Source organism: Pseudomonas sp. NPDC090592, from assembly GCF_044769185.1.
Classification (GTDB): Bacteria; Pseudomonadota; Gammaproteobacteria; order Pseudomonadales; family Pseudomonadaceae; genus Aquipseudomonas.
In genome coordinates, this window is sequence record NZ_JBIVXJ010000035.1 from 40,351 (window position 1) to 54,250 (window position 13,900).

Below are 13,900 nucleotides of genomic sequence, written 5' to 3' on the forward strand. Positions count from 1 at the left end.
TACTGGAAGCGGGCTTTTTTATTGCGAGTGTTCACGCGGCGGAGAAATCGAAGTTCCAGCGCCTGGCGCCTCGTTCCTTCTCATACTGCTTGAACAGGACGGCCTCAGTGACCTGCTTCCAGGTCAGGGGTCTTATTGATTTTTCCAGCCTGACCGGAACAAGCTGATCACAGACCACTGAGGAGAGCAACGTAAGGTCTTCCCGCACTCGCCGCCCATCATTATCGAATATTTCAGCAGCCCTGGAGTTAGGGACACTGAAGGCAAGCATACCCGCAGACGTTAAATGGTGAGCGTAAACCAGGTGCACTTGATACACCATGATGGTCCCTTCTCCTTTGACCTTGAGGGCGCGTTTGATGGATTGAGAACTGCTTATGGTTTCCGTCACCGAGAACATGGCGGAGATTTCGGCCCCCACATTGACGGCACTGAAATCAGCTGAGAAGCCAACCGAAAACTCGACCCCCCTGGAAAAGCTCTTGCTGAAGCCCTCGCAAACAACCACTTCTCGCTCATGCTCCGTCTGTACATTGGATCGAATCGTGGCGACATGCTGCAGGTAGGCAAAGACGGGGCGCGTATAGGTAGCCCAATCCTGGTTGCCACAGTGCACATCACCATATTTCGTATCACCTTCAATCCAACAACCGGCCTTGAGTTCGTCGCCTATCAAGTACTGCTCGATTTCATACGACCCTCTCATGAGCGGGTACTGCATGATTTCGTCTATTTGGTTAGTCATGACATCCCCTTGGTCAGTATTGCAAGAATTGGCTATCAAGCGCCCGCTCATTGAAGCCCCAACCATCGGTGCCGGACGCTTCGGATGCTAGATTCAAGACCAGGTGGTAAATCAGCTTTCGCGATAGTGGCGCACTAACTTCAATTGAGGCAGGCGTTACCAATACCATGTCCGTGGCGACCGAGGAGAGAAAGAACACCCCATCGCTATTGCCCTGCGCAGACGCCGGCTGTACCGAGAACAAATCGGCACACTCGGGTGTACCTTCTTTCAACCAATGCGCATAAACCAACTTCACCTGGCAAGCTACATAGCGCTCAGTCCCTGCTACACGCACCGAATGCCTCACCAATGATTGCGGCTTCCAACTCTCCGCAGGGCAGACGCCTGGCATTAATTCCGAGATCACATTGACCAACTCAAGCGCTTTGGGTGCAGAAAAGCGCTCGGGCTCGTGAGCAAACCAGACTTCATGCCCACTGGCGCGAGAGAACTCAAGCTCACACTCCTCGGTGCCCAAGGCAATATGAGTCCCCAAATAATCAAGGTAGGCAAAAACGGGACGGGTAAAGACGTTGCTATTTCCGGTAGGAAGCGCAAACCTGCCATAAACAGTTTCGCCTTCCACCCAACACCCACGATTAGACTCATCTCCACCCAAGAGGTACTTTTCAATCAGATAGGAGCCGCTTAAACGTGGAAATTCGTCGGGTGACAAAAGTTCATAGCTTGCCATCGTACACCTCTAGATAGTTCCAGGGTGCAAGAGACTAAGGGGCCTTGGCCGACCACGCCTATATGTTCTTTTTTCCTCATCAGGAAACGTTCTACAGGAAGTAATTTGCGGAGCAAAAAAAAGGGGCGCCGACCAAGCGCCCCACAAGCCGTTAAGCACACAACAGATTCAGTTGGCGTCCAGCAGCGCCATCGCCTCGGCACTGCAGGCTTCGATCCGCGCCCAGTCGCCGTTCTTGATCCAGCTGCTGTCGAGCATCCAGGTGCCACCCACGCACATCACATTGGGCAAGGCCATGTAATTGCGCACGTTGGCTGGATTCACGCCGCCCGTAGGGCAGAAACGGATATCACCGAACGGCCCGCCAAAGGCCTTGATCGCCGCCACGCCGCCGCTGATTTCCGCAGGGAACAGCTTGAAGCGGCGATAGCCCAGGGCGTAGCCCATCATGATTTCGGACGGTGTGCTGATACCCGGCAGCAGCGGGATCTCGCTGTCTACACCCGCTTCGAGAATGTCCTGGGTGATGCCCGGGGTAACGACGAACTGCGCACCGGCCGCCTCGACAGCAGCGAACATGCTGCGATCCAGCACGGTGCCTGCCCCTACACACAATTCCGGGCGCTGCTCACGCAGTACCTGGATCGCTTTCAGGCCATGCTGTGAACGCAGGGTCACTTCCAGGGTACGGATACCGCCAGCGGCCAAGGCATCAGCCAGCGGCAGGATGTCTTCCTCACGCGCGATGGTGATTACCGGCAGGATGCGCGCCTTTTCGCAGATGGCGTCGATCCGGGCGGCCTTGTCGGCCATCGAGAGCTTGGGCTGTGGGCGTTCGAGGGTGGTCATGACAGTGGATCCTTGGCTCATGGGCACCAGTAGATGTCCAGGGGGTCGTGAAGAAAAGCGCGAATCGGCATTTCAGTAAGGTCGTTGCCAGCCAGCGCGGCGCGCAGGGTAGCGAGTTTGCCCGGCCCTTGCACGGACAGCGCAGTAAAGGCAGCGCTGGCCAGTAGCGAGCGGGTCATGGACAGGCGCTGGTGGGGCACGCTTGGCGCCAGCATCGGCAGGCATCGACGTTGACCAGCCAGCTCCAGGCCGGCTTCCAGGTTGGGGCTGGCCGGGAACAGCGAAGCGGTATGGCCGTCGTCCCCCATGCCCAGCACCAGCACGTCGATGGGCGGCAACCCGGCCAGGGTTTGCTCGGCCTTCAGCGCAGCTGCATCGAGGTTCTCCACCTGTTGGTAAAGCCCAACGAAACGGGCCTTGGCCGCCGCCCCCTTCAACAGGTGACGGGCCAACAGGCCGGCGTTACTGTCGGCGTGCTCCACCGGTACCCAGCGTTCATCCGCCAGGCTGACGGTGACCTTGGCCCAGTCCAGGTTTTCGCTGGCCAGCTTCTCAAGGAACGGCACCGGGCTGCGGCCGCCGGACAACACCACGCAAGCCTGGCCCTTGGCAGCAATGGCTGCACGCAGCCGTTCGGCCACGTCATGGGCCAGGGTTTCAGCCAGCGCCTTGGCGTTTGCCAGGTCGTGAACCTTTACGGTTGCTGGCAGCGTCAGTTCAGATATCCCCATACCACGCCCTCCCATCGCGTGTGATCAATGCAATCGAGCTCATTGGCCCCCAGGAGCCCGCCGCGTAAGGCTTGGGCGCATCGCCCGCGTTACGCCAGCCGGCGATCAACTGGTCGCACCATTTCCATGCATATTCGATTTCGTCCTTGCGCACGAACAGGTTCTGGTTGCCGCGCATCACTTCGAGCAACAGCCGCTCGTAGGCATCCGGAATGCGTGCGCTACGCCAGGTGTCGGAAAAATTCAGCTGCAAGGGGCCACTGCGCAGCTGCATGCCCTTGTCCAGGCCCTGCTCCTTGGTCATCACCCGTAAAGAAATGCCTTCGTCCGGTTGCAGGCGGATGATCAGCTTGTTACCGATCTGCAAACGCTGTTCCGGGGCAAAGATGTAGTGTGGCGTTTCCTTGAAGTGGATGACGATCTGCGACAGCTTTTGCGGCATGCGTTTGCCGGTCCGCAGGTAGAACGGCACACCCGACCAGCGCCAGTTGCGAATGTCGGCGCGCAGGGCGACGAACGTTTCGGTGTCGCTCTGGGCGTTGGCGTTGTCTTCCTCCAGGTAGCCGGGCACAGGCTTGCCTTCGCTGTAGCCGGCAATGTACTGGCCACGCACCACCCGGGTGCTCAACCCTTCGCCAGTGATCGGTGCAAGGGCCTTGAGCACCTTGACCTTCTCGTCACGAATGGCATCGGCGGAAAGCTCGCTGGGTGGGTCCATGGCGATCAGGCACAGCAACTGCAGCAGGTGGTTCTGAATCATGTCACGCAGTTGGCCGGCTTTGTCGAAATAGCCCCAACGGCCTTCGATACCGACCTTTTCGGCGACGGTGATCTCCACGTGGGAGATGGAATTCTGGTTCCACTGGGTTTCGAACAGGCTGTTGGCGAAACGCAGGGCAATCAGGTTCTGCACCGTCTCCTTGCCCAGGTAGTGGTCGATACGGTAGACCCGGCCCTCGGGGAAGAACCGGGCCACGGCATCGTTGACCCGGCGCGACGACTCCAGGTCGTGGCCAATGGGCTTTTCCAGCACCACCCGGGTGCGTGCAGCCAGCCCCGCCTTGTCGAGGTTTTCGCAGATGGCCCCGTACACCGCCGCCGCCGTGGCGAAGTAGGCGATCAGCGGCTGCTCGCCCGGCAGTTGTTCGGCCAGTGCCTGGTAACCCTCGGGCTGGAGAAAGTCCAGGTGCTGATAGCCCAGTCGGGCCATGAAACGGCCCAATGCGGCAGGCTCGATATCGGCCTCGGGTACGTGCCGGCGCAAATGGGCTTCGATGCTGTTCAGGTGCTCCTGCGCGCTACCCGCCTCGCGGGCCAGCGCCAGCAGGCGGCTGTCCGGGTGCAGCAGGTTGGCACGGTCGAGCTGATAGAGCGCAGGAAACAGCTTGCGCAATGCCAGGTCGCCAAGGGCGCCAAACAGGGCAAAGGTGCAAGGTTCGACACTGATCGCAGCCATGATGTAGGTTCTTTCCTAAAGTTGGTCTAGGAATACCGCTTTCACATACGGTTTTCAAGGGATAATGTAGTAAAAACCACAACATCGCACATAAGTATTACAGACAAGTGGTGCGCCACCCGCACCGACAGTACGATAGACGACCGTGCAAAAAGCCTGCTGCTTCGTCAGCCGGCTGTCTTCCCGACCCAAGGACACACCCATGGACCGCGTGCGAAACCTCCTGGAACAGATCCAGGGCCGCCTCGACGAGCTGAACAAGGCCGAACGCAAAGTCGCCGAAGTCATCCTGCTCAACCCGCAACAAGCTACCCGTTTCAGCATTGCTGCGCTGGCCCAGGCGGCCAAGGTCAGCGAGCCGACCGTCAACCGTTTCTGCCGCTCGTTTGGCGTCAGCGGCTACCCGGAACTCAAGCTGCAACTGGCGCAGAGCCTGGCCAGCGGCGCCGCCTATGTCAGCCGTGCAGTAGAGGCCGACGATGACCCGGCCGCCTATACCCAGAAGATCTTCGCCAGTGCCATCGCCTCGCTCGACAGTGCCTGCCAGCAACTCGACCCGCTGCAGGTCAGCCGTGCCGTGGACATGATGATCCAGGCCAGGCAGATCCACTTCTTCGGCCTTGGCGCCTCGGCCCCGGTGGCCCTGGATGCACAGCACAAGTTCTTCCGCTTCAACCTGGCAGTGTCGGCCCACGCCGATGTGCTGATGCAGCGCATGCTGGCCTCGGTGGCGCACACCGGTGACCTGTTCGTGATCATTTCCTACACCGGGCGCACCCGCGAACTGGTCGAAGTGGCCCGCCTGGCCCGTGAAAACGGTGCCTCGGTACTGGGCCTGACCGCCGCCGGCTCGCCGCTGGCCAATGCCTGCAGCCTGAGCCTGCACATTCCCTTGCCGGAAGACACCGACATCTACATGCCGATGACCTCGCGGATCATCCAGCTGACCGTGCTCGATGTGCTGGCCACCGGCATGACCCTGCGCCGCGGCGTGGACTTCCAGCCGCACCTGCGCAAGATCAAGGAAAGCCTCAACGCCAGCCGCTACCCGATCGAGGACGACGAACTCAACTGAGCCGGTGCGCCTGCAGGCTCAGGTGGGCACGCTGCCCCGGCGCCAGGCTCAAGCCCTCACCACTGCCGCTGGCGGCTTCGACGCAGACAAAACCCTGGGTTTCGCGGCCGGTCACGCCCATCAGCGGGCGGTTGCCCGGGTGCCAGACCACGGTGTCGTCGCTATCACCGGTATCGATGCACAGCTCGCGCTGCCAGGCCGGGTCCTGCAGTTGCACCCGCGGCGTGCCGGGGTAGACCTTCTGGCAGCCGCCCTTGAGCTTCAGCGCGCCTTCTTCGCGGCAGACCTGGCGATTGAGGCGGTCGTAGCCTTCAATATCCTCCAGCCCAGACAGCGCTATCTCAGACACGTCACTGATACGCCAATAGGCCAGCAGCGCGTGGCTCAGCTGGCAGGGTTCGCTGTCCTGGTGCTCGGTGCTCAGGCTCAGCTCCATACGGTTACCGAGCCTTGCATGCAGGTCAACCTGCCAGTCGCACAGGTCCAGCCGCCACTTCAGGGTCACGCCCTGCTCGTCTTCGCGGCTGTCCACCAGCTTCCAGTCCAGCAGCCGTGCCCAGCCATGGGCCGGCCATAAATCCTCACTGGGGTGGCGGCCATACCAGGGCCAGCACACCGGCACGCCACCACGAATCGCCCCCACCTGCGGCCACTGCTCGGCGCACCACAGCCATGGCCGTTCGCCCGCTGGCTGAAAATGCAGCAGCTGCGCGCCCTGGCGGCTGAATACCGCCTGGCAACGGGGGTGATCGATGATCAGCACATCGCGCTGCTGGTAACGCTCCCACTCGAATACAGGCCTAGGCCGCTGCGAGGAAAAGAAGCGATGGAGCGGATGTTCGGGCATGGTTCAGAGCTCTTGTTGTTTGAGATAGCGCTGTCTCGGCCTATCCCCGACAACCACTGCAGGCCAGTGGGTGCCGGGAACCGAAAAGGGATTGGCGTAAATTTACAACAAATGCCCTCAGAATGACGACTGAATCTTCAACCCCGCGACCAGCGCGTTGTCCACCTCGTCCACCCCGCCGGGGCTCTTGATGTACTGCAGGTTGGGCCGCACGGTCAGCCAGTTGGTGACGTGAAAGCCGTAGTAGAGCTCGGCGTTGTACTCGGTGCGTTGCAGCGGCACGAAGCCTGGGTTGTCGTAATCGTTGATTCCGCTCTGGGCATTGAGCAATTCAGCGCGCTTCTTCACGTCGTCATTCACATGAATTCGCGCCACACCAAAGCCGATGTCATCCTTGGGCCTGGCATCGAAGGCGCCTTTGTAGACCATCCCCACCTGCTGGTAGTTGTCGACCACGTTGGTGGCCTTGTCGTGCACGGTGAAGTTGGCGAACAGGCTCAGGCCACGGTTGACATCACCCGCATGCGCAGTGACCTGCTGCTGCGCCACCACCCACCAGCCATGCTTGCTGGAATGCGACTTGAAGGCCCCGCCGCTCAACGCCTGCGGGTTGCCGTTGATGTCGTCGAACACATCGTCGGCCTTGGCGGTGCTGTAGTAGTAACCCAGCCGGTACTCGCCCGGCAGGCCGTTGACCTTGGGCGACCACACCGCCTCCACCGGCAGGATCGCGCCCTTGGTGCCACTGCCACTGAGCTTGAAGCCGTTGCCGGTTTCCAGGTTGGACGGGTTTTGCTCGAAGGCGCCGACCTGCACGAAGAATTCCGGGGTGATGTTGTATTTCACCCGCAGCGCCCACTGGCTGACCGGCCAGTTGTACCAGATGCCGCCGACCCAGTTGCCCACTTGCGAGCCGCAGAAGGCCAGGTTCTGGAAGTCGCAAGGGAAGCTGTTGAAGTCCTCGCCCTCGCCGAAGCGGCCAAATTTTACGTCCAGGGCGCCGTCGAAGTATTTCTGCTTGATCCACATCTGGGTCAGGCGCCAGGTCTGGCCACGGCCCCACACTTCCTGTACCGAGCTGAACTGCCCGGCGCGCGGGTCGCTGATGCGGTCGTTGGACAGGTTGCGGCCACTGCGCTCGGTGATCGCCAGCTTGAACTCGGCATCGTGCCAGCCAAAAATCTTCTGCAGGTCAAGGTGCGCGCCCAGGGCGAACTGGTCGCTGTAGCGGGCAGTCTTGTCGTCGTTGTAGCCGCCATGCAGGTTGCCGGCCACCTCGCCGACGTAATCGAGGGTAAAGTCATAGCCTTTGTCCAGCAGCTCGGTACGCGTGCCGCCCCAGTCGCCGGTCATCCATTTCGATTCACTGGAGAAAGCCTCGGCAGCTTGCGCGCTGCCGCTGCCGACCACGGCGAGCAATGCCAGCGAACCCAGTGTCCTGATGCGTTTGCGCTGTTCCATCCCTTTGCGTCCTCTTTTTTCTTATTGATGGTGTAGACGAGTTAACGGCCTTTGAAGTGAGCCACGTTGTCCTTTGCGGTTGTGGCACTGCTGGCCAGGTGCAGGCGCTCGCCGCTGTTGGCGTCGAACAGCAACACCCGGGCCGGGTCGAATTGCAGGTTGAGGCTGTCACCCACCCGGCACGCCACATCCGGCGCCAGGCGGCAGCACACCTTGGTCTGGTTGAGGGTGACGAACACCAGCAGGTCCGGCCCGGTGGGTTCGGTCACCTGCACCTCGGCGCGGATGCCTGGCAGGCCGTTGCCCTCGGCGGCACCCAGGGCGATCTGCTCAGGGCGGATGCCGAGAATGATCTCGCGGCCATCCAGTTCTTCACCGGCTGCGCCCAAAGGCAGCTCGCAACGTGCCTGGCCACTGTCGAGCACGGCCAGCAGGCGCCCTTCCTGCCGGGTGAGGCGCACCGGGATGAAGTTCATTGGCGGCGAACCGATGAAACTGGCGACAAACTGGTTGGCCGGGTCGTTGTAGATCTGCTGCGGGGTGCCGAACTGCTGGATGATGCCGTCCTTCATCACCGCCACCTTGTCGCCCAGGGTCATGGCTTCGATCTGGTCATGGGTGACGTACACGGTGGTGGTCTTCAGGCGCTGGTGCATCAGTTTCATTTCGGTGCGCATCTCGACCCGCAGCTTGGCATCGAGGTTGGACAGCGGCTCATCGAACAGGTAGATCTTCGGCCGTCGCGCCAGCGCCCGTCCCATGGCCACCCGTTGCTGCTGGCCACCGGAAAGCTGCGCCGGCTTGCGCGCCAGCAGGTGCTCGATCTGCAGCAGCCTGGCCACCCGCGCCACCTCTTCGTCGATAGCGGCCTGGGGCAGCTTGCGGATCTTCAGGCCAAACTCGATGTTCTCGCGCACGCTCATGGTCGGGTACAGCGCGTAGGACTGGAACACCATGGCGATGTCGCGGTCCTTGGGGCTCATGCCGCTGACATCCTGCTCGTCGATGAGGATCGCGCCGCCGGTAATCTGCTCCAGGCCGGCGATGCAGTTCATCAAGGTCGACTTGCCGCAACCAGAAGGACCAACCAGGATCAGGAACTCGCCATCCTTGATCGACAGCTGGATGTCCTTGAGGGTGTCCGGCAGGCCGCTGCCGTAGGTCTTGTTCACATTGCGAAGTTCGAGCGTTGCCATGACTTACCCCTTGACCGCGCCGGCCGTGAGCCCGCGGACGAAATATTTGCCTGCTACCACGTAGACCAGCAGGGTTGGCAGGCCAGCGATCATCGCCGCCGCCATGTCGACGTTGTATTCCTTGGCCCCGGTGCTGGTGTTGACCAGGTTGTTCAGCGCCACGGTGATCGGTTGTGAGTCGCCACTGGAGAACACCACACCGAACAGGAAGTCGTTCCAGATCTGGGTGAACTGCCAGATCAGGCAGACCATGATGATGGGCGTGGACATCGGCAGGATGATGCGGCGGAAAATGGTGAAAAACCCGGCACCGTCCAGCCGCGCGGCCTTGACCAGCGCATCGGGGATGCTCACGTAGAAGTTGCGGAAAAACAGCGTGGTAAAGGCCAGGCCGTAGACCACATGCACCAGCACCAGGCCGCCGGTGGTGCTGGCCAGGCCGAGCTTGCCGAGGGTGAACGAGGCCGGCAGCAACACGGTCTGGAACGGCAGGAAGCAGCCGAACAGCAGCAGGCCGAAGAACAGCTGCGAGCAGCGAAAGCGCCACATCGACAGCACATAGCCGTTCAACGCGCCGATGGCGGTGGAGATCAATACCGCTGGCACGGTGATCATGATCGAGTTCCAGAAGTAGCCGCTGACCGTGCCCCAGGCCTTGACCCAGCCAATGCCGGTAATCACCTGCGGCCAACTCAGCAGGTTGCCGGTGCTGATGTCTTCCGGGCTCTTGAAGCTGGTCAGCAGCATCACCACCAGCGGCACCAGGTACAACAGCACCGCAGCCAGCAGTACGGCGTGGATGGCGATACGGCTCGCGCTCAGCGGCGCCTTGTTGGCAGGGCTATGCATGACGTTTGCTCCGCAGCTCCGAGTACAGGTACGGCACGAGGATCGCCAGGATTGCCCCGAGCATGAGAATGGCGCTGGCCGAGCCCATGCCCATCTGGCCGCGGCTGAAGGTGAACGAGTACATGAACATGGCCGGCAGGTCGGACGAATAGCCCGGGCCGCCTGCGGTCATTGCTGCCACTAGGTCGAAGCTCTTGATGGCGATGTGCGAAAGGATCATCAGCGCGCTGAAGAACACCGGACGCAGGCTCGGCAGCACCACGGTCCAGTAGATGCGTGGCAGGCTGGCGCCATCCATCTGCGCGGCGCGGATGATCGACGGGTCGACGCCCCGCAGGCCGGCCAGGAACATCGCCATGATGAAGCCCGAGGCCTGCCACACGGCGGCGATCACCAGGCAATACACCACCCGGTCGGGGTCGATCAGCCAGTCCAGGCGAAAGCCCTCCCAGCCCCAGTCGCGCAGCAGCTTGTCCAGGCCCATGCCGGGGTTGAGCAGCCACTTCCAGGCGGTGCCGGTAACGATCATCGACAGGGCCATGGGGTACAGGTAGATAGTGCGGATGAAGCCTTCGCGGCGGATGCGCTGGTCCAGCAGCACCGCCAGCAACACGCCAATAGCCAGGCTGATGGCGATGAACAGGCCGCCGAACAGCAGCAGGTTCTTGCTGGCGACCCACCAGCGGTCGTTGTCGAACAGCCGGGCGTATTGCGCCAGGCCAGCCCATTTGTAGGTGGGCAGGAACGTCGAGGTGGTGAAGGACAGCACGAAGGTCCAGAGGATGTAGCCGTAGAAGCCCACCAGGACGATGAACATGCTCGGCGCCAGCACCAGTTTGGGCAGCCAGCGCTGAAGCGCGTCCAGGGGTGAGGCCCGCAGTTGGGCGGTTGTAGTGGTCATGGTTCACCTCAAAGGCGCCGCACTCCCCTGTAGGAGCGGCCTTGTGTCGCGATGGGCTGCAAAGCAGCCCCAAGGACGCAAGTTCAACACCTATCTGAAAGATCGAGTGCGCAGGTTCTGGGGCTGCTGCGCAGCCCATCGCGACGCAAGGCCGCTCCTACAGCGGGATTGCGTCAGCCCTTACTGGGCAGCCTTGATCGCCGCCGCCAGTTTCTTCGCCGCATCGGCCGGGTCGGCCTTGGGGTCGTTGATGTAGTTGGTCACCACATCGAAGAACGCGCCCTGCACGGCCAGCGTGGTGGCCATGTTGTGCGCCATGCTTGGCTGCAGGCCACCGGTCTTGGCATCGGCCAGGAAATCCTTGGCGGCGGTTTGCGCGCAGGCATCGAAACCATATTTGCCCATGTCGGCAAGCATGTCGTTACGCACCGGGATCGAGCCTTTGTTAGTGCTGAAGACTTTCTGGAAGTCCTCACCCAGCACCTTGCGCGCGATGTCCTGCTGACCGGCGGAGGTGCCAGCGTTGTTCTGCTTGAACACCACCAGCGAGTCGATGTTGTACAAGAAGGCCTTGTCGGTACCCGGGAACGGCACACACTGATAATCCTTGCCGGCGGTTTTCTTCGCCAAGGTCCATTCGCTCTTGGCCCAGTCACCCATGATCTGCATGCCGGCCTTGCCGTTGATGACCTTGGCGGCTTCCAGGTTCCAGTCCTGGCCCTTGCCATCCGGGTCCATGTAAGTGGCGACCTTTTTCAGCTCGGTCAGCGCCTTGACCATCTGCGGGCCGGTCAGGGTCGCACTGTCGAGGTCGACCATGGCTTTCTTGTAACCGTCGGCGCCCATCACGGCCAACACCACGCTTTCGAACACGGTGCTGTCTTGCCATGGCTGGCCACCGTGGGCAAGCGGGATGAAACCAGCGGCCTTGAGCTTGTCGGCGGCGGCGTAGAATTCGTCCAGGCTGGCAGGCGCCTTGTCGATGCCGGCTTTGGTGAAAACTTCGGGGTTGATCCACAGCCAGTTGATGCGGTGGATGTTCACCGGTACGGCGACGTAGTCACCCTCGTACTTCACGGTGTCGGCGACCTTCTTGTCGAGTAGCGAGTCCCACTTCTCTTCCTTGGCCACATCCTTGAGCACGTCGGCGTCGAGCAGGCCGGTGGCCGCCCAGTCCTGGATGTCCGGGCCTTTGATCTGCGCGACACCCGGCGGGTTGCCGGAGACGGCGCGGCTCTTGAGTACGGTCATGGCAGTGGCACCACCACCACCGGCAACAGCGCCGTCCTTCCAGGTGAAACCGTCTTTCTCGACCTGCGCCTTCAGCACATCGACTGCCGCTTTTTCACCGCCAGACGTCCACCAGTGCACCACTTCGACACTGCCTTTGGATTCGGCAGCCTGGGCACCGAGCGGGAGTAGAGAGGCCAGGGATATGGCGGCAGCGAGACGGAGCGTGGAATTCATCGAAGCACCTTTCTTGTTGTTATGCCGTGCAAGTCGATCGCTTGCGTTGCATGGAGTCTAAACAGCGTGCCCGCCTCGTCAGGTAACGAAGCGATGCGTGAATGTCATCATCTGGTTACATTGCCGGCCAGGTTGCTGGCCAGGCTGGGGGCAAGCCGCAGGCCTGGCAGCAGCAGCGCCTGATAGGCGTGATAGAGGTCAGGCTTGCCGGGCCAGATAGTCCCGGCTGGCCGGGTGCGGGCATCGAGTTCGTGGTGCCAGCTGCCACCGACGGCGTCGATGAAGTGGTTGGCGATAAAGCCCCAGCAGTTGCGGTACCACTGCTCGTACTGTGCCTCGCCAGTACGCTGCAACAGGGCTGCGGCGGCGGCGCAGGCTTCTGCATGCACCCAGTGCAAACGTGCATGTACGACCGGGCGATTGACCCAATCCAGGGTGTAGACGAAACCAGGTTTGCCATCAGCGTTCCAGGCCTGCTGGCAGGCTGTTTCGAACAAGCCGCGAGCACACCCTTGCAGCCATTGCGGAGCCTGCAGGCCGGCCTGCTCGAGACTGGCCTCCAGGTGCAGCAGCAACCGCGCCCATTCCAGGGCATGCCCGGGCGTGGTGCCATACGGCCGGAAATGGTCGGCGGGGTGTTCGTGGTTGTAATCCGGTAGCGGCTGCCAATGGGCGTCGAAATGCTCGATGACCCGATAGCCGTTGGCGGCAGCATGGGTATGGATGATGCGCTCGGCGATACGCAAGGCGCGCTGTAGCCACAGGCTGTTGCCGGTGACATCTGCCAGGGCCAGGAATGCCTCGGTCGCGTGCATGTTGCTGTTGGCGCCACGGTACGGCTCAGGTAATTGCCAGGCGCGGGAGAAGGTCTCGCGAAGGGCGCCTTCGGCTTCGCTCCAGAAATACGTTTCGATCACCTGGACTGCGTCAGCCAGCAGGGCCCGGCCGCCAACCGCGTCGGCCACCACTGCCGAGCTGGCGGCCAGGGCGACGAAAGCATGCAGGTAGGCCGCCTTGCCGCTGTCTTCCTGGCCGCCGGGGTGGGCGAACCAGCCGCCATAGCTGGCGTCCTGCATGGCGCCGCGCAAGGCGGCCACGCCGTGTTCGGCATACGCCAGGCAACCGGGGATGCCCTGCAGGTGGGCCAGGGCGAAACAGTGGGTCATGCGCGCGGTGTTCATGGTTTCGGCGCGGGCGCCGGGGGCGAGTTGCCCGTTGGCGTCGAGGTTGCCGAAGCCGTCAGGCAGTTTCGCGGCCTTGGCGAAATGCAGCAGACGCTGTGCTTCGGCCTGGCGCCAGTTGGAATGGGCCGGGGCGTTGAGCCAGCTGGTGGGTGGCAGATTGAGGGTGTTCATGGGCCAGCTTGATCCTTGCCAGTCGTTTGCGAATTCTAGCCAGCGGGGTTTGGGTGGATGTCACGAAGGACGGCGGGATTGTCACTGGGCAGTGACATTTGTGTTGCCTGTGCCGGCCTCTTCGCGGGGGCGGCCCCCCCCCCCCCGGGGGGGGGGGGGGGGAAGCGCAAGGGGACATTGTGGTGGGGGGGGGGCCGCCCCCGCACTTTTTGGGAAGATCGTGTGTAACAAG

At 61.9% G+C, this 13,900-nt stretch carries 13 protein-coding genes; 1 reads left to right on the plus strand and 12 read right to left on the minus strand.

Annotated features, from left to right (window positions below; genetic code table 11):
• Window positions 1–31: 31 nt before the first annotated feature.
• From ACIQUI_RS24455 to zwf, 5 genes are all read right to left on the minus strand, one after another.
• Window positions 32–745 (minus strand): monalysin family beta-barrel pore-forming toxin, encoded by a 714-nt coding sequence (locus ACIQUI_RS24455; RefSeq protein WP_403203234.1) that lies wholly within the window; start codon window positions 743–745, stop codon window positions 32–34.
• A 13-nt stretch (window positions 746–758) separates the two neighbouring features.
• On the minus strand, window positions 759–1,481 hold the full coding sequence (locus tag ACIQUI_RS24460; RefSeq protein WP_403203235.1) for a monalysin family beta-barrel pore-forming toxin: 723 nt from the start codon (window positions 1,479–1,481) through the stop codon (window positions 759–761).
• 168 nt (window positions 1,482–1,649) lie between these two features.
• A complete protein-coding gene (locus ACIQUI_RS24465; RefSeq protein ID WP_049275724.1) occupies window positions 1,650–2,330 on the minus strand; it encodes a bifunctional 4-hydroxy-2-oxoglutarate aldolase/2-dehydro-3-deoxy-phosphogluconate aldolase in 681 nt (226 codons plus the stop codon).
• A 17-nt stretch (window positions 2,331–2,347) separates the two neighbouring features.
• Window positions 2,348–3,061, minus strand: coding sequence for a 6-phosphogluconolactonase (gene pgl / locus ACIQUI_RS24470; RefSeq protein WP_403203236.1), 714 nt, complete (start codon window positions 3,059–3,061; stop codon window positions 2,348–2,350).
• Window positions 3,048–4,517, minus strand: coding sequence for a glucose-6-phosphate dehydrogenase (gene zwf, locus ACIQUI_RS24475; protein WP_403203237.1), 1,470 nt, complete (start codon window positions 4,515–4,517; stop codon window positions 3,048–3,050). The genes pgl and zwf overlap by 14 nt, the downstream gene beginning before the upstream one ends.
• Window positions 4,518–4,728: 211 nt before the next feature.
• On the opposite strand from zwf, the gene hexR reads away from it, so the two are divergent.
• The gene (hexR, locus tag ACIQUI_RS24480) at window positions 4,729–5,592 is read left to right on the plus strand and encodes a MurR/RpiR family transcriptional regulator (RefSeq protein ID WP_197854446.1); all 864 of its coding nucleotides are present in this window, start codon (window positions 4,729–4,731) and stop codon (window positions 5,590–5,592) included.
• Here the strand turns inward: hexR and ACIQUI_RS24485 are convergent.
• The 7 genes from ACIQUI_RS24485 to ACIQUI_RS24515 all read right to left on the minus strand — a co-directional run bounded on the left by ACIQUI_RS24485 (window position 5,585) and on the right by ACIQUI_RS24515 (window position 13,668).
• A complete protein-coding gene (locus ACIQUI_RS24485; protein WP_403203238.1) occupies window positions 5,585–6,439 on the minus strand; it encodes a D-hexose-6-phosphate mutarotase in 855 nt (284 codons plus the stop codon). The genes hexR and ACIQUI_RS24485 overlap by 8 nt on opposite strands.
• A 117-nt stretch (window positions 6,440–6,556) precedes the next feature.
• Window positions 6,557–7,900: a carbohydrate porin gene (locus ACIQUI_RS24490; protein WP_403203239.1), complete on the minus strand. Its 1,344-nt coding sequence runs from the start codon at window positions 7,898–7,900 to the stop codon at window positions 6,557–6,559.
• Window positions 7,901–7,941: 41 nt separating this feature from the next.
• Window positions 7,942–9,096 carry an ABC transporter ATP-binding protein gene (locus tag ACIQUI_RS24495; protein ID WP_403203240.1) on the minus strand — a complete coding sequence of 385 codons (1,155 nt, stop codon included), beginning with the start codon at window positions 9,094–9,096 and terminating at the stop codon, window positions 7,942–7,944.
• A 3-nt stretch (window positions 9,097–9,099) separates the two neighbouring features.
• A complete protein-coding gene (locus tag ACIQUI_RS24500) occupies window positions 9,100–9,945 on the minus strand; it encodes a carbohydrate ABC transporter permease (protein WP_403203241.1) in 846 nt (281 codons plus the stop codon).
• A complete protein-coding gene (locus tag ACIQUI_RS24505; RefSeq protein ID WP_003255050.1) occupies window positions 9,938–10,846 on the minus strand; it encodes a carbohydrate ABC transporter permease in 909 nt (302 codons plus the stop codon). The genes ACIQUI_RS24500 and ACIQUI_RS24505 overlap by 8 nt, the downstream gene beginning before the upstream one ends.
• A gap of 180 nt (window positions 10,847–11,026) precedes the next feature.
• Window positions 11,027–12,313, minus strand: coding sequence for an ABC transporter substrate-binding protein (locus tag ACIQUI_RS24510; RefSeq protein WP_403203242.1), 1,287 nt, complete (start codon window positions 12,311–12,313; stop codon window positions 11,027–11,029).
• Between the two features lie 107 nt (window positions 12,314–12,420).
• Window positions 12,421–13,668 carry an AGE family epimerase/isomerase gene (locus tag ACIQUI_RS24515; protein ID WP_403203243.1) on the minus strand — a complete coding sequence of 416 codons (1,248 nt, stop codon included), beginning with the start codon at window positions 13,666–13,668 and terminating at the stop codon, window positions 12,421–12,423.
• Between the last annotated feature and the right edge of the window lie 232 nt (window positions 13,669–13,900).